Origin of the sequence: Streptomyces sp. S465 (assembly GCF_026898115.1) — a bacterium.
GTDB lineage: Bacteria > Actinomycetota > Actinomycetes > Streptomycetales > Streptomycetaceae > Streptomyces > Streptomyces luomodiensis.
Genome location: NZ_CP114036.1, coordinates 5,928,636 through 5,950,858 on the forward strand (window position 1 = coordinate 5,928,636; position 22,223 = coordinate 5,950,858).

The 22,223-nt window shown below is 72.3% G+C and carries 21 protein-coding genes; 11 read left to right on the forward strand and 10 right to left on the reverse strand.

Annotated elements, in window-relative coordinates; translation table 11 throughout:
• The 5 genes from N6H00_RS25060 to N6H00_RS25080 form a co-directional block, all read right to left on the reverse strand.
• Complete coding sequence (locus tag N6H00_RS25060; RefSeq protein ID WP_268974080.1) at positions 1–1,029, reverse strand: ABC transporter ATP-binding protein; 1,029 nt, start codon at positions 1,027–1,029, stop codon at positions 1–3.
• A complete protein-coding gene (locus N6H00_RS25065) occupies positions 1,026–2,114 on the reverse strand; it encodes an ABC transporter ATP-binding protein (protein WP_268974081.1) in 1,089 nt (362 codons plus the stop codon). The genes N6H00_RS25060 and N6H00_RS25065 overlap by 4 nt, the downstream gene beginning before the upstream one ends.
• Positions 2,111–2,926 (reverse strand): ABC transporter permease, encoded by an 816-nt coding sequence (locus N6H00_RS25070; protein ID WP_443073239.1) that lies wholly within the window; start codon positions 2,924–2,926, stop codon positions 2,111–2,113. The genes N6H00_RS25065 and N6H00_RS25070 overlap by 4 nt, the downstream gene beginning before the upstream one ends.
• A gap of 181 nt (positions 2,927–3,107) precedes the next feature.
• Positions 3,108–4,058 (reverse strand): ABC transporter permease, encoded by a 951-nt coding sequence (locus N6H00_RS25075; protein WP_268974082.1) that lies wholly within the window; start codon positions 4,056–4,058, stop codon positions 3,108–3,110.
• Positions 4,058–5,719 (reverse strand): ABC transporter substrate-binding protein, encoded by a 1,662-nt coding sequence (locus N6H00_RS25080; RefSeq protein ID WP_268974083.1) that lies wholly within the window; start codon positions 5,717–5,719, stop codon positions 4,058–4,060. The genes N6H00_RS25075 and N6H00_RS25080 overlap by 1 nt, the downstream gene beginning before the upstream one ends.
• A 297-nt stretch (positions 5,720–6,016) precedes the next feature.
• Here N6H00_RS25080 and N6H00_RS25085 point away from each other — a divergent pair, with 297 nt between their 5' ends.
• From N6H00_RS25085 to N6H00_RS25105, 5 genes are all read left to right on the forward strand, one after another.
• Positions 6,017–6,724 carry a FadR/GntR family transcriptional regulator gene (locus N6H00_RS25085; RefSeq protein WP_268974084.1) on the forward strand — a complete coding sequence of 236 codons (708 nt, stop codon included), beginning with the start codon at positions 6,017–6,019 and terminating at the stop codon, positions 6,722–6,724.
• Positions 6,725–6,875: 151 nt separating this feature from the next.
• Positions 6,876–8,090, forward strand: coding sequence for an AAA family ATPase (locus N6H00_RS25090; protein ID WP_268974085.1), 1,215 nt, complete (start codon positions 6,876–6,878; stop codon positions 8,088–8,090).
• A gap of 4 nt (positions 8,091–8,094) precedes the next feature.
• Positions 8,095–9,852: a VWA domain-containing protein gene (locus N6H00_RS25095; RefSeq protein ID WP_268974086.1), complete on the forward strand. Its 1,758-nt coding sequence runs from the start codon at positions 8,095–8,097 to the stop codon at positions 9,850–9,852.
• 64 nt (positions 9,853–9,916) lie between these two features.
• Positions 9,917–10,120: a hypothetical protein gene (locus N6H00_RS25100; RefSeq protein WP_268974087.1), complete on the forward strand. Its 204-nt coding sequence runs from the start codon at positions 9,917–9,919 to the stop codon at positions 10,118–10,120.
• Positions 10,121–10,387: 267 nt separating this feature from the next.
• Positions 10,388–11,233, forward strand: coding sequence for a calcium-binding protein (locus N6H00_RS25105; RefSeq protein ID WP_268974088.1), 846 nt, complete (start codon positions 10,388–10,390; stop codon positions 11,231–11,233).
• A 90-nt stretch (positions 11,234–11,323) separates the two neighbouring features.
• Here the strand turns inward: N6H00_RS25105 and N6H00_RS25110 are convergent, their stop codons facing one another.
• Entirely contained in the window at positions 11,324–12,463 is a 1,140-nt protein-coding gene (locus tag N6H00_RS25110) for a substrate-binding domain-containing protein (RefSeq protein ID WP_268974089.1), read from the reverse strand.
• A gap of 455 nt (positions 12,464–12,918) precedes the next feature.
• Between N6H00_RS25110 and N6H00_RS25115 the strand changes: the two genes are divergently transcribed.
• The 4 genes from N6H00_RS25115 to N6H00_RS25130 all read left to right on the forward strand — a co-directional run bounded on the left by N6H00_RS25115 (position 12,919) and on the right by N6H00_RS25130 (position 16,979).
• Positions 12,919–15,378: a sensor histidine kinase gene (locus tag N6H00_RS25115; protein ID WP_268974090.1), complete on the forward strand. Its 2,460-nt coding sequence runs from the start codon at positions 12,919–12,921 to the stop codon at positions 15,376–15,378.
• Positions 15,359–15,829 (forward strand): roadblock/LC7 domain-containing protein, encoded by a 471-nt coding sequence (locus N6H00_RS25120; RefSeq protein WP_268974091.1) that lies wholly within the window; start codon positions 15,359–15,361, stop codon positions 15,827–15,829. The genes N6H00_RS25115 and N6H00_RS25120 overlap by 20 nt, the downstream gene beginning before the upstream one ends.
• Positions 15,830–16,036: 207 nt before the next feature.
• Entirely contained in the window at positions 16,037–16,417 is a 381-nt protein-coding gene (locus tag N6H00_RS25125) for a DUF742 domain-containing protein (RefSeq protein ID WP_268977101.1), read from the forward strand.
• Positions 16,365–16,979: a GTP-binding protein gene (locus N6H00_RS25130; protein ID WP_268974092.1), complete on the forward strand. Its 615-nt coding sequence runs from the start codon at positions 16,365–16,367 to the stop codon at positions 16,977–16,979. The genes N6H00_RS25125 and N6H00_RS25130 overlap by 53 nt, the downstream gene beginning before the upstream one ends.
• A 37-nt stretch (positions 16,980–17,016) precedes the next feature.
• Here N6H00_RS25130 and N6H00_RS25135 read toward each other — a convergent pair whose 3' ends face one another.
• Entirely contained in the window at positions 17,017–17,610 is a 594-nt protein-coding gene (locus N6H00_RS25135) for an XRE family transcriptional regulator (RefSeq protein WP_268974093.1), read from the reverse strand.
• A gap of 47 nt (positions 17,611–17,657) precedes the next feature.
• Here N6H00_RS25135 and N6H00_RS25140 point away from each other — a divergent pair, with 47 nt between their 5' ends.
• Positions 17,658–18,533, forward strand: a complete 876-nt coding sequence (locus N6H00_RS25140; RefSeq protein ID WP_268974094.1) for a class I SAM-dependent methyltransferase — start codon at positions 17,658–17,660, stop codon at positions 18,531–18,533.
• A 138-nt stretch (positions 18,534–18,671) separates the two neighbouring features.
• On the opposite strand, the gene N6H00_RS25145 is transcribed toward N6H00_RS25140, so the two are convergent.
• From N6H00_RS25145 to N6H00_RS25155, 3 genes are all read right to left on the reverse strand, one after another.
• Complete coding sequence (locus tag N6H00_RS25145; protein WP_268974095.1) at positions 18,672–18,962, reverse strand: hypothetical protein; 291 nt, start codon at positions 18,960–18,962, stop codon at positions 18,672–18,674.
• A gap of 147 nt (positions 18,963–19,109) precedes the next feature.
• Positions 19,110–19,658 (reverse strand): RICIN domain-containing protein, encoded by a 549-nt coding sequence (locus tag N6H00_RS25150; RefSeq protein WP_268974096.1) that lies wholly within the window; start codon positions 19,656–19,658, stop codon positions 19,110–19,112.
• Positions 19,659–19,904: 246 nt separating this feature from the next.
• Positions 19,905–20,738, reverse strand: coding sequence for a TetR family transcriptional regulator (locus N6H00_RS25155; RefSeq protein WP_268974097.1), 834 nt, complete (start codon positions 20,736–20,738; stop codon positions 19,905–19,907).
• A 133-nt stretch (positions 20,739–20,871) separates the two neighbouring features.
• Here N6H00_RS25155 and N6H00_RS25160 point away from each other — a divergent pair, with 133 nt between their 5' ends.
• On the forward strand, positions 20,872–21,996 hold the full coding sequence (locus tag N6H00_RS25160; protein WP_268974098.1) for an FAD-dependent oxidoreductase: 1,125 nt from the start codon (positions 20,872–20,874) through the stop codon (positions 21,994–21,996).
• The last annotated feature ends 227 nt before the right edge of the window (positions 21,997–22,223 follow it).

Genomic DNA, 22,223 nt, shown 5'->3' on the forward strand with positions numbered 1-22,223 from the left:
TCAGGGGGCCGAGGCGTCCGGGGCGGTGCCGTCGTCCGCCACCAGATGGCAGGAGACCTGCCGACCGCCGCTTCCCGCAAGCTCCCGCAGCGCGGGCGGCTCGGTGCGGCAGCGGTCGGTGGCGAGCGGACAGCGGGTGTGGAAGCGGCAGCCCGCGGGCGGATCCAGCGGGCTGGGCAGCTCCCCGCTGAGCACGATCCGGGCGCGCGACCGCTGCGCGGCCGGGTCCGGCACCGGGGCCGCGGACAGCAGTGCCTGGGTGTACGGATGCTTGGGGTCGGCGAACAGTTCGGCGGCCGGGGCCTGCTCCACCAGCTGCCCCAGATACATCACGGCGATCCGGTCGGCGAGGTACTCGACGGCGGCCAGGTCGTGGGTGATGAACAGACAGCCGAACCGCCGCTCCCGCTGGAGATCCGCCAGCAGGTTGAGCACGGACGCCTGGACCGAGACGTCCAGCGCCGACGTCGGCTCGTCGGCCACCAGCAGCCGCGGGTCCACGGACAGCGCGCGGGCGATCGAGACCCGCTGCCGCTGCCCGCCGGACAGCTCATGGGGGCGCCGCCGGGCCAGTTCGGGCCGCAGCCCCACCTGGGCCAGCAGCGCGGCCACCCGGTCGCGCAGGGCGTCCCCGGACGCCAGGCGGTGCAGCCGCAGCGGCTGGGCGACGATGGCGCCCACGGTCATCCGGGGGTCGAGCGAGGCGGACGGGTCCTGGAAGACCAGGTGGAAGTCCTTGCGCAGCGGACGCAGCGCCCGCTTCGACAGCCGGGTCACATCGCGGCCGTTGATCGTCACGGTGCCCGCGGTCGGCCGGTCCAGCCGTACGGCGCACCGTCCCACCGTGGACTTGCCGCTGCCGGACTCCCCGACCAGGCCGACGATCTCGCCGCCGCCGATGCTGAGGCTGACCCCGTCGACCGCCTTGACGGTGCCGGCGGGGCCGGTGAAGTGGCGGACGAGGCCGCTGATGTCGAGCACGGTGGTCCGCGACGATGCCTCCGCGGACGCGACGGCGGCGGCGGTCATGAGGCGGCCTCCTGTTCGGGCCGGCCGGGCCGGCCGGGCTGTTCGGGCTGCTCAAGTCGGTCGGGCTGGTCGGGTGGGCCGGGCTGGGCCGGCACCGGATACCAGCACGCGGCGTCGTGCCGTTCGCGCAGCGGCCGCAGCGCGGGCCGCTGTGTGCCGCACCGCTCACCGGCGTACGGGCAGCGGGGCTGGAAGGTGCAGCGGTCGGGCTGTTCGGTGAGGCTCGGCACCAGCCCGGGGATTTCTTGGAGCCGTCCCCGTTCCTGCCCGTCCGCCGCCCGTCGCCTGCCGGGGACCGGCACGGCGCCGAGCAGCCCACGGGTGTACGGGTGGCGGGGTGCGGTGAACAGTTCGTCCACCGGGGCCTGTTCGACGCCCCGCCCCGCGTACATCACCAGCACCCGGTCGGCGATGTCGGCGACCACGCCCAGATCGTGGGTGATCAGCACGATGGCCGTGCCGAGCCGCTCCCGCAGGGATTGCAGCACCTCCAGGATGCCCGCCTGCACGGTGACGTCCAGTGCGGTGGTGGGCTCGTCGGCGATGAGCACGGCGGGGTCGCAGGCGATCGCGATGGCGATCATCACGCGCTGCCGCATACCGCCGCTGAGCTGGTGCGGATAGTCGCGGGCCCGCTGGGCGGGGGCGGGGATGCCGACGAGGTCGAGCAGGTCCACGGCCCGCTCGCGCGCCTCCCGGCGGCCGAACCCCTGATGGCGCCGGAGGACCTCGCCGACCTGGCGGCCGATGGTGAGGACCGGGTTCAGCGAGGTCATCGGCTCCTGGAAGATCATCGCGATCTCCCGGCCCCGGAGGTCCCGCAGCTCCTTCTCGTCCGCCCCCACCAGCTCCCGTCCGCCCAGCCGGATGGAACCGCCGACCCGCGCGGTGGGCGGCAGCAGCCCCATGACGGCGGTCGAGGTCACGGACTTGCCGCAGCCGGACTCGCCGACCACGGCCAGCACTTCACCGGCGGCGATGTCGTACGAGAGCCCGTCCACGGCGTGGACCACGCGGGTCGGGGTGCGGAAGACCACCGAAAGGTCCCGCACGCTCAGGGCAGGGGGCGTCGTGGACGTGGTCATCGGCTGTCTCCCTGGGGGTCGAGGATGTCCCGCAGCCCGTCCCCGAGCAGATTGAACGCGAGTGTCGCGGCGATGATCGCCAGGCCGGGGAAGACCGCCATCCACGGCGCGGCGGCGATATACGCCTGGGCGCTGGAGAGCATCACCCCGAGCGAGGGGGACGGCGGCTGGATGCCGAGGCCGAGGAAGCTCAGCAGCGCCTCGCCGATGATCGCGGAGGGGATGCCCACGGTGGCCTGGACGGTCAGCGCGGACAGGGCGCCGGGGAGGATGTGGCGGAACAGCACGGTGCCGTCCCCGCCGCCGTTGGCGACCGCCGCCGCCACATAGTCCAGGTGCTTGAGTCGCAGCGTCTCCGCACGGGTGATCCGGATGACGGCCGGGACCTGCGAGACGCCCACCGCGATCGTGGCGTTCAGCAGGGACGGTCCGAGGATGGTGGCCAGGCCCACCGCCAGCACCAGGAAGGGGAAGGCGAGCAGGGTGTCGGTGAGCCGGGAGACCACCGAGTCGGCGAACCGCCCGTAGTAGCCCGCGATCAGCCCGAGCGGCACCCCGGCGGCGAAGGCCAGCGCCACCGCGAGCAGCCCGATCTGCAACGAGGCCCGTACGCCGTAGACGACCCGGGAGAGCTGATCGCGGCCCAGGTCGTCGGTGCCGAGCCAGTGGGCCCAGCTCGGCGGCCGGAGGGCGGCCGAGAAGTCGGGCCCGGCCGGGTCGTACGGCGCGATGAGCGGTGCGCACAGCGCGACCAGCACCAGGATGGCGGCGGCCACGGCCCCGGTGAGGGCGAGCTTGTTACGGGTCAGCAGGCGGAGCCGGGACAGCGGGGCGAGCGGGGCCCGCTCCCGCTCCTCGGCGGCGGGGACGGCGGTGGCGGCCGCGCTCACGGGGCACCTCCGGGCCGGGTGTTCACGGGGGCACCTCCGGGCCGGGTGTTCACGCTGGCACCTCCAGGCCGGGTGTTCATGGGGGCACCTCCAGGCCGGGTGTTCACTGGGCACCTCCGAGCCGGATACGGGGGTCGATCACCGAATAGGCGAGGTCGACCAGGAGGTTGACGAGGATGTAGGCGGCCGAGGTGAACAGCACCACGCCCTGCACCATCGCGTAGTCGCGGGAGAAGACCGCGTCGATGGTGAGCTTGCCGAAGCCCGGCAGGACGAAGATCTGCTCGGTGACGACCGCGCCCGAGATGAGGTGCCCCAGCTGTAGCCCGAGCACGGTCACCACGGTGACCAGGCTGTTGCGCAGGGCATGCCCCATGATCACCTGTCGCCGGGAGAGCCCCTTGGCGCGCGCGGTGCGGACGTAGTCGGCGGACAGCGAGCCCAGCATGGCCGCGCGCGTCTGCCGCATCACGACCGCCGCGAGCCCCGAGCCCAGGACGATCACCGGGAGCACCATGTGCCGCAGGTTCTCCATCGGATCGACGCCGAACGGCACGAAACCGGAGGCGGCGAAGATCGGGACGGCGATGGCGAAGGCGAGCACCAGCACGATGCCGAGCCAGAAGGCGGGCACCGAAAGCCCCAGCAGCGCCACGGCGTTGACCAGCCACTCCTCGGGCCGGCCGCGCCGGACCGCCGCCACCACCCCGGCGCCCACGCCGACGACCACCGCGAGCAGCAGGGCGAGGGCGGAGAGTTCGAGGGTGACGGGCAGGGCCTCCAGGACCGAGTCGAGGACCGGCAGCCCGGTGCGGGAGGAGATGCCGAGGTCACCGGTGGCGGCGTGCCGCACATAGCGCAGGTACTGCACCACGATGTTGTCGTCGAGCCCGTAGCTCTCGCGGATCTGGGCGATCGCCTCGGGGGTGGGCTCCTCACCGGCCAGCGCGGTGGCGGTGTCGCCGGGCAGGGCCCGGACCCCGGCGAAGACCACGACGCTCACCAGGAAGAGTGTGATCAGCGATTCGCCGATGCGGCGGACCGGATAGGACATCAGCTCCCTCCCTTCGCGTATCCGGCGTCCTTCACGCGGATCAGCCCGTCGCCGAAGACCTTCAGCCCGGCGACCTCCTTCGTCGCGGACACGTAGTTCGTGGGCTGGATCAGATAGAGCACGGTGTGCCGGGCGCGGATGCGCTCGACGAGCCGTGCGTAGATCTTCTGGCGGGCGGCCCCGCTCGCGGTGGCGCCGCCCTCGGCGATCAGCCGGTCGATGGCGGGGTCGGAGAGCCCGCCGTAGTTCTGGGCGCCGCCGGTGCCGGTGAACGCGTCGATGTTGCCCGCCGGGTCGAGCCGTCCGGACCAGTTGGTCGTCGCCGCCTGGAAGTCGCCGGCGCGGGAGTGCTCCAGGCCGGTGGCGAACTCGGTCGGCGCCAGGCTCACCGCGAAGCCCGCCTCCTTGGCCATGGCCTGGATGACCTGGCCCAGCCGGTTGTCCTCCGGGGTGGTGCTGATCTGTAGCCGCACCCGGACCGGGGTGGTCACCCCGGCGGCCTTGAGCAGCCGTCTGGCCTTGGCCGGATCGCGGGCCGGGCAGTCGGTCCCGGTGGCGTACGGGGTGCCGGAGGGGAGCGGGCCGCAGGTGGGCCGGTAGCGGCCCTGGAAGACGATGGTGTTGATGAGGTCGCGGTCGAGGGCGAGGTCGAACGCCTCCCGCACCCGCACGTCCCGCGCGATGGGGGTGTCGATCCGCCCCGGCGGCGCCCCGGCGCCCTTGGTGTTGCCGATGTTGAGGGTCAGTCCGTAGTAGCCCAGCGAGGGGGAGTTGAAGAGTTGCAGTCCGGGTTCGGTGAGCGCCCTGCCCACCTGGACCGGGTCCATCTGGTCGCCGACCTGGATGTCGCCGGACTGGAGGTTCGCCAGCCGGACGTTGCCGTCGGTGATGGTGCGGTAGACCACGCGCCGCAGATGGACCGCGCCGGCGTCGTAGTAGTTCGGGTCCTTGTCCAGCACGATCCGGTCGCCCACCACGCGCTCGGTGTAGCGGAACGGGCCGACGCAGGTGGGGTGGCTCGCGAAGCCGGTCCCGTAACGTTTCAGGGCGGTCGGGGACATCACCATGCCCGAGCGGTCGGCGAGCAGCGCGAGCAGCGGGACGTACGGTTTGCTCAGCCGCAGCCGTACCGTGTCGTCGCCGACCGCGCTCACGGAGGTGATGGGCTTCAGCTCGCTCGCGCGGACCGAACCGGTCAGCGTCCGGTGCCGGTCCAGGGAGGTCTTGACCGCCTTCGCGTCCATCCGGGTGCCGTCGGCGAACCGGACGCCCCGCCGCAGCCTGATGGTCACGGTGCGGCCTGCGTCGCTGGTCGTCGGCGGTGCGGCGGCGAGCTGCGGCACGATCCGGTTCTCGGCGTCGACGTCGTAGAGCTTCTCGCACATCGCGGCGAACACCGTCCGGCCCACGGCCGTGCTGGCCAGGGTGGGATCGAGCTTGTCCGGGTCCGATTTCAGGGCGATGGTGAGCGTTCCGCCGTCGCGGACGGGCCGGGGGTCGGCCATCCGGTCGGCGCCCACCTCGGCCGTGGGGGAGGCCAGGGAGGCGCAGCCGGCGGTGGCGCCGGCGAGGAGCACGCACAGCACCCGGGCGGCGGGGCGTGGTCGGCGGCGGGAGGGCGGTGGGGGCCGGTCGCTGGGTCCGCTGGTTCTTTGGCGCATGGCGGAATGCCTCACTGCTGGGGACTGTGGTGCGCGCGCTGCGGTGCGGCCAGGATGGCGCAGGGACAGCGATTGGTCCATTGGTAGGACCAGATTGATGTCAGCAGACGGTAGCGGGCGGGTCCGGCGACTCTGGTTGCCCGCCCGTCACCACCTGGTTAAATCCCGTCGCGGAGGCGGCCGGGAGAGGCTGGGGGTGAAGCCGGGGAGACGCCTCGGGAAGGGCTCGCCGGATATGAGACTCTTAACCACCGGCCGGGCCGGAAAAGGACAAAAGGACAGAGGAAGGCCGAGGAATTGGACTGGCGGCAACTGCGGCACTCCACCCTGTCGAGACCGGACGCCCTGGCCGTCGACCTGGAGCGGCTGATCCTGAGCGGAGAGCTGCCGCCCGGTTCCCGCGTCCCCCCGGAGCGGGAGCTCGCGGAGAGCCTCGGCGTCTCCCGGGGCTCGGTCCGCGAGGCGCTGCGCGCGCTCGCCGCACGCGGACTGCTCGCCCGGCGCCCCGGCTCCGGCACCGTCGTACTCGACCCGGGAGCCACCCCGCACGGTGACGCCCTGGCCTCCGGACTCGCCGCCACGGCGGAGCTGTTGCAGGTCATGGAGGTACGCGCGTGCATCGAGCCCTCGGTGACCGCGCGCGCCGCCCGGCGCGCCACCCCCGCCGACATCGTCCAGCTGCACACCCTCCTGGACGCGATGCGACGGGAGCCCACGCGGCGGGAGTTCACCGACCTGGACCGCACCTTCCACCGCGCCATCGCCCAGTACACCCGCAACCCCCTGCTGCTGCGGCTGCTGGACCGGGTCTACGAGATCGGCGAGCCGGGGCGGCGCGACACCCAGCTGTCCGCCGCCCGCCGGCGCGCCACGATCGAGGAGCACCAGGCCATCCTGCGGGCGATCGAGGACCGCGATCCCGAGGCGGCCCGCGCGGCCTCCGAGGCGCATCTGGACTCGGTGCTGGCCCGGATCGAGGAGCAGCGGCGGCGATCACGGTCATGACCAGCGCCGGGGCGGCGGACGCGGTGGCGCGGGAAGCGTGTGGGGCCGTACGGCGGGGGCCGCGTCGCCGGCCGCCCGGCGAGGGCCGTAGCTTCTGTGGGGAGGGGCCGTCCGGTCAGGCCAACGGGGCGGCGGAGTCGAGGAGTTGCATGTGGGCGGACAGGACGCGCAGGACACGGCCAAGCGGCTGCGGGCGATCAGCGACGAGCTGTCGGACCGCTTCTACGAGCGGGCCGACGTGGTGCGGACGCTGGTGGTGACGCTGCTGGCCGGGCAGCACTCATTGGTGCTCGGCCCGCCCGGGACGGCGAAGTCCGAGATGGCCCGGGAACTCACCGGCCGGGTCGAGGGGGCGGCCTACTGGGAGATCCTCCTGTCCAAGTTCACGGCGCCGACGAGGATGTTCGGCCCCATCGACGTCGCCGCGCTGGCCCGGGGCGAGTACCGCCAGGTCTACGACGGCCGCGCCACGACCGCGCATGTCGCCTTCATCGACGAGATCTTCAAGTGCTCCACGGCGGCGTTGAACGAGACGCTGGGCTACCTCAACGAGCGGATCTACCACCCCGAGAACGGCGGCCGGCCGATCCACTGCCCCCTGATCGGGGCCATCACGGCCAGCAACGAACTGCCCAGCGGCGAGGATTCGGCCGCGATCTACGACCGGCTGCTGGTGCGGATCGAGGTCGGGTACCTGGAAGACCCCTCGAACTTCGCCGCGCTGGTCCGCTCCGCCGTCAGCCGCCCGGCCGCACCGACCCGGACCACGGTCGAGCTGGCCGCGTTGCGGCACGCCGTGACCGAAGGTGTCCCGGCCGTGGACGTCCCCGACGTGATCGTGGACGCGGTGTGCACGCTGCGGGCCGCCCTGCGCCGCAAGGAGCTCGTCGCCTCCGACCGCCGCTGGCGGCAGGCGGTGGGCCTGCTCCAGGCGTCCGCGTACCTCGACGGCCGCCCGGCGGTCGCGGAGACCGACCTGTCGGTGCTGACCCATGTGCTGTGGGACTCGCCCGCCGAACGCCCCACCGTCGAGCGCGAGGTGCTGCACCTGGTCAACCCCGACGCCAAGGAGGCGCTCGACCTGGCCGACGACATCGAGGAGCTGGCGGCCCAGCTCGACGCCATGGCCGGGCAGTCGCGCGAGGCGCTGAGCGAGTGGGTCATCAAGAAGGCCCACTACAAGCTCGCCATGGCGGGGAAGCGGCTGGAGAAGCTGCGCGCGGAGGCGGCCAGGGCCGGCCGCTCCACCGCCGCCATCGACCGGGTCACCGGCCGCCAGCGCGCCGTCCGCGCCCGCGTGCTCACCGAGGCCCTCGGCGTGGACGCGAGCGTGGTGCAGGCCCAGCTCTCGACACCGGCGGGATAGCACCATGGACAGCACCACGGACGGCACGGCTGCCGGCCGTCCTGACAGCACGGCCGGCAGGACGGCCGGCAGCACGGCCGACAGGGCCGCGGACAGGACGCCGAGCAGCCTCGACGAGTTGGCGAGCCGGGCCGGTAAGTGGCTGGGCCTGTCCGCCGCCGCTGCCCAGCGGCACACCGCGGTCGTGGTCGCGGACCGGTTCGACCGGATCGCATGGCGCGACACCTACGAGCAGTCGGCCGGGCTGCGCGATCTGGCCGAGGAGCTGAACGAGCGCTACGACCACACCACCGACCTCCTGAGCGACGCGTTCTGGGCCGCCTACAAGGTCGGCCCCCGGTTGCGCGAGCGCGCGGAGATGGCCCCCTCCCGGCTGCTCAACCACCAGGTCATCAGCGCACTGGTGGAGTCACCGGAGTTCGCCGAGCTGCGCCGGGAGACGGCCGGCGACCCCTACGCCGCCGCCATGGCCGTACTCGCCCAGGCCGCCGCGCTGCGCGGGATGCTGGAGCGGTCCCGCATGGCCCAGGAGCAGGCCGAGCGGGCACAGCAGGCCCAGCGGGCCGCCGAAGACGCGGCGACCGCCGTGGCCGAGGCGCTCCAGCAAGCGGCCGACGAGACCGACGGGACCGACGGGACCAACGCGGCGGACGCGACCGACCAGGGCGACGGGACCGGCGGGGACGGCACCGTGCCACGCCCGGCCGCCGACGCCGTACAACGGGCGATCCGGGCCGCCGAGGCCGCGGAGGCCGCCGCGCGGCAGGCCGCCCGAAGCGCCGACCGCGCCCTCGCGGCGGCGGTCCCCGGCATCCGTGCCGCCACGCGGAACGCGGCGGTCAAGGCCGCCGAGGCCGTGCGGCAGGAGGCCGCGCTGATGCGGGCGTGGGGTGTCGCTCCCGGTGAGCTGGAGCGGCTGCCGTTCGACCAGCGCGCCCGGCTCGCCGAGCGGCTGCGCACCGGCCGGCTCGCTCAGTGGGCCGAACTGATCGGCCGCTTCCGGCAGATGGCCGGCGGTGAGCGCGCCCGCAAGGTGGAGAACGCCACCGGGGAACTGGTCGGCGTCACGCTCGGCGACGACCTCTCCCGCGTCATCCCCTCCGAACTGGCCAGCCTCGGCCTGCCCGCGATGCGCGCGGTGTTCGCCGCGCGCTACGCCGCCGGGGAGCTGATGCTCTACGACAGCCAGGGGGAGCAGACCACCGGTCAGGGCGCCGTCATCGCGTGCGTGGACACCTCGCACTCCATGTACGAGGCGGGGCCCGGCGGAGTCACCCGGGAGGCGTGGGCCAAGGCGTGCGCCCTGGCGCTGCTGGATCAGGCCCGCCACGCGGGGCGTGACTTCGTCGGCATCCTCTTCTCCGCCGCCGACAAGATCCAGGTCTTCCGCTTCCCGGCCGACCGGCCCGCCGGCATCGACCGGACCCTCGACTTCGCGGAGACCTTCCTCGGCGGCGGAACCAGCTACCAGGCGCCGCTGACGGCGGCCGGCGCACTGCTGGAGGAGGAGTTCAACGACACCGCCCGCACCCGCGGCGACATCGTCATGATCACCGACGACGAGTGCGGTGTCACCGAGGAGTGGATGCGCGGCTGGAACGACGCCAAGCACCGGCTGGGCTTCCGGGTCTTCGGCGTGGCCATCGGCGCCCCGCGCGCCGCCGGAGCCGGTTCGGTCCTGGAGGCCCTGTGCGACAACCTCCGCTCCATCGAGGACCTCACCGACGTCCACGCCGCCGCCGACCTCTTCCGCGTGATCTGACCGCCGGGCCCGCTCGACCGCGCTCGACGGCTGAATGTCAGTGCCTCCCCCTACGGTGGACACCATGCCCACCGTCTTCCGGCCGTACGGCCGTGTGATGCCCCCTGCCCTGGACGTGCCTCCCGCCCTGGACGAGATCAACCGCCGTATCCGCCACCTCATGAGCCGTCCCGCCGACAAGCGGCGGGCCGAGGAGTACACGCGACTGCTGGTGCTGTGGGCCGAGGCCACGGCGGGGAACGGGTCCGACTGGGGCAAGGCGGCCTGACGGCCGGCTCCGGCTGCTCGGTGAATAAATGGTTAAGCGGTGCGGAAAAAGCGGTTACGTAAATGGGCGGATTTTCGGCACGGTGGTCTTCGAATAAGGCGACCACCTGTGGCTGCGGAAACTAGGGGATTTTCGGTGCAACCGCCTTCCGCCTTTCGCGGTCTAACGGGTCGATCAATGCGGCAATTCGCCGTCCGCGATGACGGCGACGGAGCCGGCACTTCCCGCCGGTCTATTCGGCGCTGTTTCCACGAAAGGACACCCCCCATGCGTATGCATCGGACCATGGCGGCCACCGCCACCCTCGCTCTCGCCCTGGGCGGAGCCGCGCTCGCGGCGCCCGCCGCCCAGGCGGCCGCGACGACCAGCGGCTCTCTTGTGCGCCAGGACGGTGAGCTGTGGTACAAGGCCGCCGCCGGACAGACGAACCACCTCACGGTCTCCGAGAAGATCGAGAGCCGTGGGGATTACGAGGAATACTTCATCCTCACCTTCCACGACGACAATGACATCACCATCGACGCGGAGGCCGCGGAGTGGAACGAGTGTGTCTACCCCTCGGCGGACGATCACACCACTGTGCAGTGCGCGGTCCTCATTCCGCAGAATTCCGATGACTCGGACAGTTACGATATCGACCTCGGTGACGGCGACGACACCGTGAAGCTCGGCGCCGACAGTTCGGCGTACGCCGGAGTGCATGGCGGCGCCGGCGACGACGTCCTCCAGGGCTCCGCGGCCGACGTGTTCTGGGGTGAGGACGGCGACGACACCATCGACGGTGGCGGCGGGATCATGAGCTTCGGCGCCTACGGCGGCGAGGGCGACGACACCATCACCAACTGCACCGGCGAATGCCACGGCGACGCCGGGAACGACACCCTCAGCGGAAACGGCGAGGACAACATCCTCTGGGGGGACGACGGCAACGACGTCCTGCACGGCGGCGAGGGCGGGGACACCCTCTACGGCGGCAAGGGCGACGACCAGCTGTTCGGCGAGCAGGGCAACGACACGCTCTGGGGCAACAGCGGCAATGACGTGCTGTGGGGCGGCGAGGGCGACGACACCCTCTCCGGCGGTCCGGGCAGCAACGAGGTCCACCAGGACTGACCGGTCACCCCACGTGCCGGGGGACGGGCGCCCGCACGCACCGTCCCCGGGCGCCGCACAGCATCTCCGTGGCGCCCGTCCCCCGGACGCCTACTTCCCCCAGATCTTGCGGTACGCCTGCCGATAGCCCTCCGAGTCCCAGGACAGCGCGCCGCCGCTGTTGGCGGCGGTGGTGATGTGGACGGGGGAGACGTATCCGCTGGCGGGCTCGGACGAGAAGGCGCGGTTGAACTCGTCGATGATCTGCCAGCCCTGTTCGGTGAGGGGCTCGGGCACCGTGGCCGCCTGGTAGCGCTCGCCGTTGACGCGCTGGAAGGCCGACGGATCGCCGTCACCGGCGCCGATGTTGTACGGGGCGCCCGCGCCGTCCTTGCCCGCCGCGCGCAGGGCCGAGTCGATGTGGTCGAAGTACAGGTCGTTGATGGCGGCCGAGTAGGTCCACTTGTCGCCGAAGCGGGCGAGCAGTGCGCGGACTTCCCCGGCGGCGCGGCGGTTGACCTCGGGGATCGGGACGTTCCGGTAGCTCAGCACCTTCACATCGGGGCAGGCGGCGAGCCCCTTCTCGATCAGGTCGGACTTGTGCTTCGCGAAGGCGACCGTGGCGTCGGTGAACAGGACGACCCCGGCCCGGCCGTCGGACCGGGCGATGATCCAGTCGGCGGTGGTCTTCCCGACGTCCTCGACCCTGGTGGAGACGTTGGTGAAGAGCTCGGGATCGCCACTGGGGCCGGGGGCCGGGGCGGCATGCCAGCCGATCAGCGCGATGCCCGCCGCCTTGGCCTTCTTGACCTCGGCCGCGACGCTCCCGGAGTCGAAACCGGCGAGGACGATGCCGTCCGGCTTGAGGTCGACAGCGCGCTGGAACGCGGAGCGGTAACCGGCGTCCGTGCCCTGGCCGTTGAGGGTGCGGACGCTCCACCCGAGGAGCTTCGCGGCTTCCTGGGCGCCCTGGGCGACTCCGGCGGGGCCGGGGTTGGAGAGGTCATGGGCGATGAAGACGACGCTCTTGCCGGAGCCGGCCGCCTCGGGCCCGGTGGTGGGCCCCGTCCAGGGGGCGTCGACGGCCTCCGCCTTCTTGACCGCCTGCTTGGCGCGGGCCAGGGCGGCGGGACAGCCGGGCGCGGCGGAGGACCGGTGGGACGCGGTGCCGGTGGCGCCGGGTTCGCAGCCGGCGGTGGCCACGGCCAGCAGCGCGATGGCCGTCAGGGCCGCCTTGCGGGTGGGGTGCACGGGTCTCCTCGCAGGGCACGGGGGGCGGAGCACGGGGCGGGTCGCAGGGTGCGGAGCACCGGGGGTACGGAGGGGGACAGGTTACGGCTGGCGGGGCCCCGCGGGGCAGCCCCCTCCGGCACATACGGCACCCGCCGTGCACAGTCGTGAACAAGCCAGACCATATGTCCCCTTCGGCCTCCACTCCCCTGAACACCGGGCCGCCCCGTCCCGGACACCGGCTGAGCCGTCGGCGAGCCACCGGGCGACGTGGAGCTGAGCTTAAACCCGGTAAAGCGTGGATATTCCGTGGTCGTTGCGAGGGCATCCCTTGCGCGTGTGCGCGCAGGCGGTAGTGTTCACGGCCGGTCGGGTATGTGGCGCAATCCCATCGCCTGCATTCCGGCACGAACCGGCATCAACGCCAACACCAACACCTCGGTCACCGCTCAGGAGCACATCGAAGGAGGACCTGGGTGTCTGTGGACACGGCGGACCCACCGCACGAACAGGACCCGTCCGGGGACGCGCCGCCGCGTCCGGGGGCCCGTCGCAAGGCCGACGCCCTCGGTGCCCTCCTCGACCGCTGGCCGTTCCGGCGGAAGCTCAACGTCCTGGTGATCGTGCCGCTCGCGGTCGTCGGATCGCTCCTCGGCCTCGCCGTACACGGTGAGGTGCGGCAGGCCCACGACGCCGCCCGGACCGCCCAACTGGTGCGCGACAGCGGCCAGGTCGCCCGGCTGATCAACGAACTCCAGGCCGAACACCGGCAGGCGCTGCTGCTCTCCGTCCAGCAGGACTCGGTCCGCCCCGGGGCCACCCTCCCCTCGACCGCCGACTACCGCCGGGCCCAGCGGGCCACCGATGAGCGGGCCGCCGCCGTGCGTGCCGCGTTCGGAGCGGATCTGCCGGAGGACGAGGCGCGGGCCCTGCAATACGTCCAGCGCCTGAGCGTGCTGCGGGACAAGGTCGAACGGGGCTCGGTGTCCACGGCCGGTATCGACCCCGCGTACGCCGCCGCCGTCGGCTATCTCATCGACGGCATCGGACTCGACCACTTCTCCGGCACCCCGCTGTCCTCCGTCATCGAGCTGGTCGACGCCGTGCTGCGCGCCGACGCCGCCCACGCGGCCTTCGAGGGCGGGGTGTTCTCCGCCGAGACCCGGGACGCCAACGCCCTCACCGAGTACACCCGCGCGGTCGGCGCCCACCAGGTCTACGCGGAGCAGTCGGCACGTTTCGCCAGAATCGCCGAACCCGACCAGGTCCTGCGCCTCGAGGGCATCGAGCGCAACGCCGAGGAGAACGGCTTCGAGGACCGGTTCGCCGAGCTCCGGATCGACCCGAGCTCCCTCCAGGGCCAGTCGCCGCGGCAGCTGCGCGCGTCGATGGCCGCGGGCACGCGGCAGGCCGAGGCCCGCCTGGAGATCACCCGCGCACTGATCGACCAGATCGCCGACCGGGCCGAGAGCCGTTCCCAGGACGCCCTGCACAAGGCGCTGGCCCTGCTCGCCCTCGCCCTCCTCGCCTTCGCCCTCTGGCTGGGCTTCTCCATCCTGGTGCGGCGCTCGGTCGTACGCCCCCTGGCGGCCCTGACCGGCGCCGCCCACCAGGTGGTCGAGGTGGCGGGCGAGGAACTCGCCAAGGTCGAGGAGGACGACCCGACCGAGGCCACCGACAGCACCCCGCTGCGGCCCCGGCCGATCCCCGTCCCGGTGCGCGACGAGATCGGCGCCCTGGCCGAGGCGTTCAACCAGGTGCAGGTCACCGCCGCGGCGCTGCTGGAACGCCAGGTGCTCAGCCGCCGCAACGTCGGTGAGATGTTCGGCAACGTCGGCCGCCGGGTCAGCAATCTGACCACCCGCCAGCTCAGCCTGATCGACGCCCTCGAACGCGAGGAGACCGCCCCCGACGTCCTGGAACGGCTCTACCGCATCGACCACATCGCCGTACGCCTCCAGCGCAACGCCGACAGCCTGATGCTGCTCGCCGGAATCCGGGAAACCGAGCTGGACGCCCGGCCGACCACCCTGGCCAATGTCATCCGGGCGGCGCTCGGCCGGATCGAGGGCTACCAGCGGGTGTCCCTGCGGTCCGGGACCGAGGTCACCGTCGCTCCCGACATCGTCGGCGACCTCACGCTGATGCTCGCCGAACTGCTGGAGAACGCGGTCGGGTTCTCCCCGTCCGACAGCCCCGTCGAGGTCGTCGTCCGGCCCGGCACCGACGTCAGCGCGGACGGCGGTGCGCTGATCGAGGTCATCGACCACGGCCTCGGCATGAGCGCGGAACGCCTCGACGAGGAGAACGCCCGGCTGGTGCGCCGGGAACGGCTCGACCTCGTACCGACCAAGGTGCTCGGCCTCTTCGTGGTCGGAAGCCTGGCCCGGCGCTGGGGCATCCGGGTCACCCTGAGCCGTACGCCGGGCGGCGGGGTCACCGGCAGCGTCTGGATTCCCGCGACCCTGCTGCTGACGCTGAGCCCGCTGGAGGAACCGGCACCGGCACCGGCACCCGTGCCGGCACCGGCACCGGCACCGGCGCCGGTTGCGGGTGTGGCGTCGGTGTCGGTCTCGGCGGAACGTCCGGCGGCGCCGACGACGGAGGCCGGTCTGCCCCGGCGCGTCCCGGCGGCGGCCCGTACGAACACCGAGTCGGCGGCCGATCCGGCGAACGACCCGGCCGCCTCCGCCTCCCGCCCGCTGCGCCGCCGCGTCCGGGGCGCGACGCTCGACAAGACCACCTCACCGGCCGACCGGGCGATCCCGGCCGCACGCCGGCCGGTCGACGCCAAGGCGGTCCGTGCCGAACTCGACGAGTTCGAGGCCGCCGTACGCAGGGCGGAGCAGGACAGCGCCGCCACCCAGGCCCAACCCGTACCACCGACACAGCAGCGACCCCGGAAGGAGTCGGGAAGTGACCACGCCGACGGATAAGAACGGTTCCACTGAGCGGGAATCCACCGATCTGCGAGCCGCCGCGGCCGACTTCACCTGGCTGCTCGACCGGTTCGCCACCGAGACCGCCGGTGTCGTCGACGCCATCGCGGTGTCCTCCGACGGTCTGCTGATCGCCGTCTCGCAGCTGAGCGAGCGGGCCGACTCCGAGCGGCTGGCCGCGATCGTGTCCGGTGTCACGAGTCTGGCCGCCGGGGCTTCCGGCAACTACGGCCTCGGCGGCCTCAACAAGGTCATCATCGATCTGGAGGGCGGCCATGTGCTGGTGTCGTCCATCGGCTGCGGTGCCGTCATGGGCGTGGTGACCACCAAGGAGGCGAAGCTGGGCAACGTCGCGTACGAGATGACCCTCTTCGCCAACCGGGCCGGGGCCGCGCTCACCCCCCAGCTCGTCATGGAGCTGAAGAGAACCGCCGGGTCCGCCGGCTGACGGGTCACGCGGCGCACTCAGAAGGGGGTCGAGATGGTCGCCGGTGAACCAGGACCGCACGAGTCGGCACCGCACGAGTCGGCACCGCACGAGTCGGCACCGCACGAGTCGGCACCGTACGAAGCGGAACCGTACGAGTCGGCGGACAGCGCCCGGGACGCCCCGGAACGGTCCGAGCCGCTTGCGCCGCCGGAGCCGCCCGAGCCCGTGGGCCGCGCTCCCGCCATCCGCCCGTTCCTGCTGACCGCCGGCCGGGTGTCCGGGAGCGGCACCGCGCCACCGCTCCCGGTCGAGACCCAGATCGTGGCGACGTCGGACGGGCTGTCCGCCCTGCGGTCGCTCACCTTCGAACGCCGCGACATCGTCGCCGCCTGCCGACGCCCCCAGTCGGTGGCGGAGCTGGCCGCCCGGCTGCGTCTGCACCTCAACGTGGTCCGCGTCCTGACGGAGGACCTCTGCACCGCCGGACACCTGGCCGTCCACGTCCCGGACGCCGGGACGGTCCACGACATCTCCGTACTGCGAAGGGTTATCGATGGTCTCCGTGCCGTCCCCGACTCACGGGGCTCACTCCGCGACAGCGGCTGATCAACCGCCGCTGCCGGTCAAACTGGTCATCGCCGGTGGCTTCGGGGTCGGCAAGACCACGGCCGTGGGCTCGATCTCCGAGATCCGGCCGCTGACCACGGAGGCGGTGATCACGGAGGTCGCGGCGGGCGTGGACGACCTCACGCACACCCCCGGCAAGACCACCACCACGGTCGCCATGGACTTCGGCGTCATCACCATCGACCCGACGCTGAAGCTCTACCTGTTCGGCACGCCGGGCCAGGAACGCTTCGGCTTCATGTGGGACGACGTGGTCGAAGGCGCCCTCGGCGGTCTGGTGATCGTGGACACCCGCCGGCTGGACGACTGCTACGCGGCGGTGGACTACTTCGAGCACAAGGGCATCCCCTTCGCCGTGGCCGTCAACGCTTTCGACGGGGAGGTCCGGCACGACCTCGACGAGGTGCGGTGGGCGCTGGACATCTCCGACCCCGTCCCCCTGATCGTCTTCGACGCCCGCGAGACGGGCTCGGTCCGCGACGCCCTCCTGGCCGTCCTCGACGTGGCCCTCTCCCGCGCCCAGTCCGCCGACCCGGCCTGACGCGACGAACGGAGACTCGACCAGCTCACCAACCAGCTCACCCCGGACGCTCTCCCTCCCCGTCCGACAGCGGCCGCAGATGGGTGCGACGCCCCTCCTGGTCGAAGATGCCCAGCGCCTCGGCCGGCCCGTCGTGAGCCCCGAAGGCGTGGGGGACCATGGTGGAGAACTCCGCCGCCTGGCCGGTCTCGACGAAAATCCTGCGGTCCCCCAGGACGAGGACGACGGTTCCGGACAAGACGGTGAACCAGTCCCAGCCGGGATGGACCCTCAGCGCATCGGCACGCGTCGGGGCCGGCTTGGTCAGGCGCATCTTGGCCACGACGACCCCGGGCTGCCGGTTCAGCATCCAGGCGGTCAGCCCGCGCGCCGCGTCATGCTGCGGCCGGATGATCACGTCACCGTCGTCGGCCGACTCCACCAGCTGATCCAGAGTGGTCCCCAGCGCTCGCGCTATCGCACTCAACTGATCAAGACTGATCCGCCGGTGTCCCGTCTCGATACGGCTTAGCGTGGACGGACTCAGATAGCAGCGGGCGGCCAGTTCGTCGAGCGACCAGCCCAACGCCGAACGCAGCCCCCTGATGCGCTTGCGGACCAGTCCGTCGAGAACACTGTCCTCTTGCGTCATACGCAAGAGCGTATGCCATAACGGAAACGGCCTCGTAAGGTCGAAGCATGACGGACCACCACCACAGCCACGACGACCACCACCACAACCAGGGCGTGACCGAACCGGACGACGCGGCCATGGCCGCACTCCTGGACCTCGACGCCGAAGTCCTGCACACATTCCTGTCCGACGTGACGTCCGACCTGGCACGACTGAGCCCCGACCGGCCACCCCACCGCATCCTCGACCTGGGCAGCGGCACCGGCGCCGGCACCTTCGCCCTGCTCCAGCGCTTCGAGGACGCCGAGGTGATCGCCGTCGACCGATCCCCCGAGCTCATGGACCACCTGCGGGACAAGGCCCGGGACCGCGGCGTGGAGCACCGGATCCGCACCGTCCAGGCGGATCTGGACGGCGCATGGCCGGCCCTGGACACCGTGGACCTGGTATGGGCCTCGGCGTCCGTCCACCACCTGGCCGATCCCGACCGAGGTTTGCGCGAGATCTTCCGGTCGCTGCGCCCCGGCGGACTTCTGGCGGTGATCGAGATGGCCGGTTTTCCGCGCTTCCTGCCCGACGACGTCGGCCGAGGGCGCCCCGGACTCGAAGCCCGCTGTCATGCCGCGATGGCCGAAGCGCGCGCCGAGCACCTACCGCACCTGGGCTCCGACTGGGGCCCTCGTATCTCCCGCGCCGGATTCACCATCGAGGCGGAGCGCCCCTTCTCCCTCGACCTGCGCCCTCCGCTGCCGGAGGCCACTGGCCGCTACGCCCAGGCCACTCTGCGACGCGCGCGTTCCCATCTGGCCGGGGCACTGAGCGCCGACGACCTGGCCACGCTCGACCACCTCATCGACAGCGACGCCCCCGACGGCGTCCTGCGACGCGACGACCTCCACGTCCGCGTCGAGAGGACGCTCTGGGCGGCCCGACGCCCATGAACCGGCCTGCCGGCAACAGGTCCTGAGGCGAAAGCGAAAGGCGCCGAAGCGAAAGGCGCCGAAGTTCGAGCAGGTCCCGGTGGTGCGGTAGCGGGGGAGGACGGGCGCGAGGACGAACCTCTGGCTGTGCGCGTCGACTCAGGCGCCGAGGGCGAAGAGGAGAGCGGTGGTCCCGGCGCATCCGATGGCGCCGAGGGCCGTTCCCGCGACGGCGGCCCACAGCCGCCCGGTGCCGCGACGGGCGTGGTGGACACCCATCGCGCCGAGCGCGACGGCGAGGGCTCCGGCGAGGATCGCCCACGGCAGGGTGACGAGCAGCAACGAGGGCACCCACGCACCCAGGGCGGAGAAGACGCCGAGGACCAGCGCGGTGGGTCCCAGCGCGACGGCGGGTGAGTCACTTCGGCCGGACACGGTCGACTCGGACATGGCCTGCCCCCTGGAGAACCGGTTCACATGCTGTACCGATCGTACCGGCGGGGGTCCGCCGAGGGCACGCGCGGTCGAGAGCCGGGGCAGCGCCGTTCATGGTGCTGCCCCGGCGGTCTTGGCCGGGGCAGCTGATCTCACGGGGTGTCAGACGGTATCGGCGGTCCAGCGCTGGTGTACGAGCCCGTGACAGCGCCACTGGGTGACCTGCGTGTTCTGCTGGCCGGTGGTGGTCTGGTCCATACACTTGCCGCTGTACTTGTTGATCAGGAGGAACTGGTCGCCGTTCTCGACTCCGACGCGAGCCCACAGCTGGTCTTCAGAGGCGCTGTTGCAGCCGTAGCCGGTCAGCTTATGGCCGTTTGCCACGCTGTGGTTGCCGTTGGCCAGGCAGGTGCCGCTGGCCACGTTGCGAAGCTGGAACCAGTCACCCTGGACGGGCACCATCTCCCACCTCTGGTTGGCCCCGCCGTGGACGTTGTACAGAATCACGGGGGTGCCAGGATTCGCCGAGCCGCCCTGCAGGTCGAGGACCAGGCTGGGAGTCTTCACGGTGTGGATGATGACGGTCTGATTGGCGGCGGCGTCTGCCGGTTCCGCGGCGCCGGCCGGATGCGCGGTCAGGCCGGTGAGGGCCAGGGCCAGCAGTGACGTCGTGCCGAGCGCTGCCTGCCGGACGTACCGAACGGTGGGCATAGCGTCTCCTCCCCATCGGAGTCTGTCCGCCTTCGAGGCGGGAGCACCTAGCATCCCCGCCCGCGCTCGAGTTCCACATGGGCGTCGGCATCGTCGTCCACGAGCAGCAGTTGCCGCCTCCGCGATCCGAACCCCGAGCGGGCATGGTGCGCGGATGGCGGGCGCCACACGACGGACTCGGCTGCTCCGTGCGATGGGGGTGCACCTCCGTGGGCCGGGGGCCGGCGGCCGGGAGCCTCACCTGGCTCAGGTGGCGGGTGGGGTGCGCGCCTCTTCACCGGGCCGGGGGAGAGCGGTGATCCCGGCGAGGATGAGATCGATCCCGGCGAGGAACTGCTCGCGGTCGTCGTGCCCGCGCAGCTGGTCCGCGACGGCCCGGGTGAACGGGTAGTCGTCGGGGTCGAGTTCTTCCCATGCCGTCGACGCGGCATCGAGGAACCGGGCGCGGTCCACGTCGGGCCCGAGCGTGCGGGCGCTCGCGGCGTTGGCGGCGTTCTGGCCCGCGGCGCCGAGGATGTAGTGCGTCAACGCCGAGGTCGCCGCGAACCAGTTGCTCTCGGGCACGTCGAGCGCGCGGATCCGGCGCCCGATGCTTTCGAAGATCCGCGGCGCCACCGTCTCCCAGAGGCTGCGGGAGAGCTGCGTCGCGAGCTGCGTGGCGAGCCACGGGTGTTCCTCGATCGCGTCGAACAGGCCGAGCGCGACGGCGCGAATCCCGTCCTGCGGTGAGTCCGCGGACCCGGCGGACGCGGCGGACCCGGCGGGTGCGGCAGACTCGGCCGGCTCGGCGGACCCGGCAGACGCGGCAGACTCGGCCGACCCGCCGGACCTGGCAGACTCGGCCGGCTCGGCGGCCAGAGCGGCGGCGACGACGGCGTCGGTGGCGGCGCCGAGCAGCTCGCCCTTGTTCGCCACATGCCAATAGACCGCCCCGGGCCCGGTGGCGAGGCGCTCGGTCAGCGCCCGGAACGTCAGCCCGCTCTCACCGGCCGTGTCGAGCAGCTCGACGGCGGCCTCGACGATGCGCTCGCGGGAGAGCGCCTCTGTGCGCCGCTGTGACCGGCGCGTCCGCGTTGCCATGCGGCCATCTTGACACGTCTGGAGCACCGTTCCAATATGGAGCGCCGTTCCAACATTGGAACGGCGTACCAGAGAGTGCCCGGCCGGACCACCCCACCGACGGTCCGGGCGGCCTCGGTCCCGAAGGATTCAGATGCGCACCCCCGTCACGATCATCGGCGCCGGACTCGGCGGCCTCACCCTCGCCCGCGTCCTCCACGTCCACGGCATCCCGGCCACGGTCTACGAGGCGGAACCCTCGCCGACGGCACGTGCGCAGGGCGGGATGCTCGACATCCACGACGACAACGGCCAACTGGCCCTGCGGGCGGCCGGCCTGCTGGACGAGTTCCGCGGCCTCATCCTGGAGGGCCGCCAGGCCATGCGGATCCTCGACCGGAACGGCACCGTCCTGTTCGACCAACCCGACGACGGCACGGGCGGACGCCCCGAGGTGCAGCGCGGCGAACTGCGCCAGATGCTGCTCGACTCGCTCCCGGCCGGCACCGTCCGGTGGGGCCACAAGGTCAGCGGCGTCCGTGCCCTCGGCGAGGGCCGCCACGAGGTGACGTTCGCCGACGGCGGCACCGTCGTCACCAGCCTGCTGGTCGGCGCGGACGGCGCGTGGTCACGGGTCCGGCCGCTGCTCTCCACCGCCACGCCCGAGTACGTCGGCCGGTCGTTCGTCGAGACGTGGCTGTTCGACAGCGACACCCGGCACCCGGCCGCCGCGAAGGCGGTCGGCGGCGGGTCGATGCTCGCGCTCGCACCGGGCAAGGGAATCCAGGCCCACCGGGAAAAGGGCGAAACCCTGCACACCTATGTGGCGCTCACCAAGCCGCGGGACTGGTTCGCGACCATCGACGTCACCGATGCCGCCGCGGCCACCGCGCGGATCGCGCGGGAATTCGACGGCTGGGCGCCGGAGCTCACCGCACTGATCACCGACAGCGACACCGCGCCGGTCCTGCGCCTCCTCAACGCCCTGCCGATCGGGCACCGGTGGGACCGGGTGCCCGGAGTGACCCTGGTCGGCGACGCCGCCCACCTCTCGGCCCCGAACGGCGAAGGCGCCAACCTGGCCATGCTCGACGGCGCCGAACTCGGCACGGCCCTCGCCGCGCACCCCGACGCCCCCGAGGCCGCCCTCACCGAGTACGAGCAGGCCATGTTCCCCCGCAGTACCGAAGCCGCCGCCGAAGGCGCCCAAGGCTACGAGCTCATGTTCGGCCAGAACGCACCCCACAGCCTGGTCACCGCGTTCACCGGCCACCCGTAGCCGGGCATTCCCGTGGGTGTCGAAATCGCGGGCCATCGTGAACCGGTGGTGCGGGCCGATGAGGACACGGCAGACGCCCTCTGCGGCCTGGCAGTCGAAGGGGACGTCCTCGCCGTCGAAGGACCGGACCACCACGGGCAGGCGGTCGGCGGCGTCGCCGTCGGCCCTCCAGCAGTACAGGTCCTCGTGCTCCGTGCCCGCCCGGACGAGCAGCCCGTCCTCCCTGA

Excerpts from the sequence above, each read along its gene's own strand:
- N6H00_RS25060 (WP_268974080.1), bottom strand. The coding sequence starts at position 1,029 with ATGACCGCCGCCGCCGTCGCGTCCGCGGAGGCATCGTCGCGGACCACC.
- N6H00_RS25065 (WP_268974081.1), bottom strand. The coding sequence starts at position 2,114 with ATGACCACGTCCACGACGCCCCCTGCCCTGAGCGTGCGGGACCTTTCG.
- N6H00_RS25075 (WP_268974082.1), bottom strand. The coding sequence starts at position 4,058 with ATGTCCTATCCGGTCCGCCGCATCGGCGAATCGCTGATCACACTCTTC.
- N6H00_RS25080 (WP_268974083.1), bottom strand. The coding sequence starts at position 5,719 with ATGCGCCAAAGAACCAGCGGACCCAGCGACCGGCCCCCACCGCCCTCC.
- N6H00_RS25095 (WP_268974086.1), top strand. The coding sequence starts at position 8,095 with ATGGACAGCACCACGGACGGCACGGCTGCCGGCCGTCCTGACAGCACG.
- N6H00_RS25100 (WP_268974087.1), top strand. The coding sequence starts at position 9,917 with ATGCCCACCGTCTTCCGGCCGTACGGCCGTGTGATGCCCCCTGCCCTG.
- N6H00_RS25105 (WP_268974088.1), top strand. The coding sequence starts at position 10,388 with ATGCGTATGCATCGGACCATGGCGGCCACCGCCACCCTCGCTCTCGCC.
- N6H00_RS25130 (WP_268974092.1), top strand. The coding sequence starts at position 16,365 with ATGGTCTCCGTGCCGTCCCCGACTCACGGGGCTCACTCCGCGACAGCG.
- N6H00_RS25135 (WP_268974093.1), bottom strand. The coding sequence starts at position 17,610 with ATGACGCAAGAGGACAGTGTTCTCGACGGACTGGTCCGCAAGCGCATC.
- N6H00_RS25140 (WP_268974094.1), top strand. The coding sequence starts at position 17,658 with ATGACGGACCACCACCACAGCCACGACGACCACCACCACAACCAGGGC.
- N6H00_RS25145 (WP_268974095.1), bottom strand. The coding sequence starts at position 18,962 with ATGTCCGAGTCGACCGTGTCCGGCCGAAGTGACTCACCCGCCGTCGCG.
- N6H00_RS25150 (WP_268974096.1), bottom strand. The coding sequence starts at position 19,658 with ATGCCCACCGTTCGGTACGTCCGGCAGGCAGCGCTCGGCACGACGTCA.
- N6H00_RS25155 (WP_268974097.1), bottom strand. The coding sequence starts at position 20,738 with ATGGCAACGCGGACGCGCCGGTCACAGCGGCGCACAGAGGCGCTCTCC.
- N6H00_RS25160 (WP_268974098.1), top strand. The coding sequence starts at position 20,872 with ATGCGCACCCCCGTCACGATCATCGGCGCCGGACTCGGCGGCCTCACC.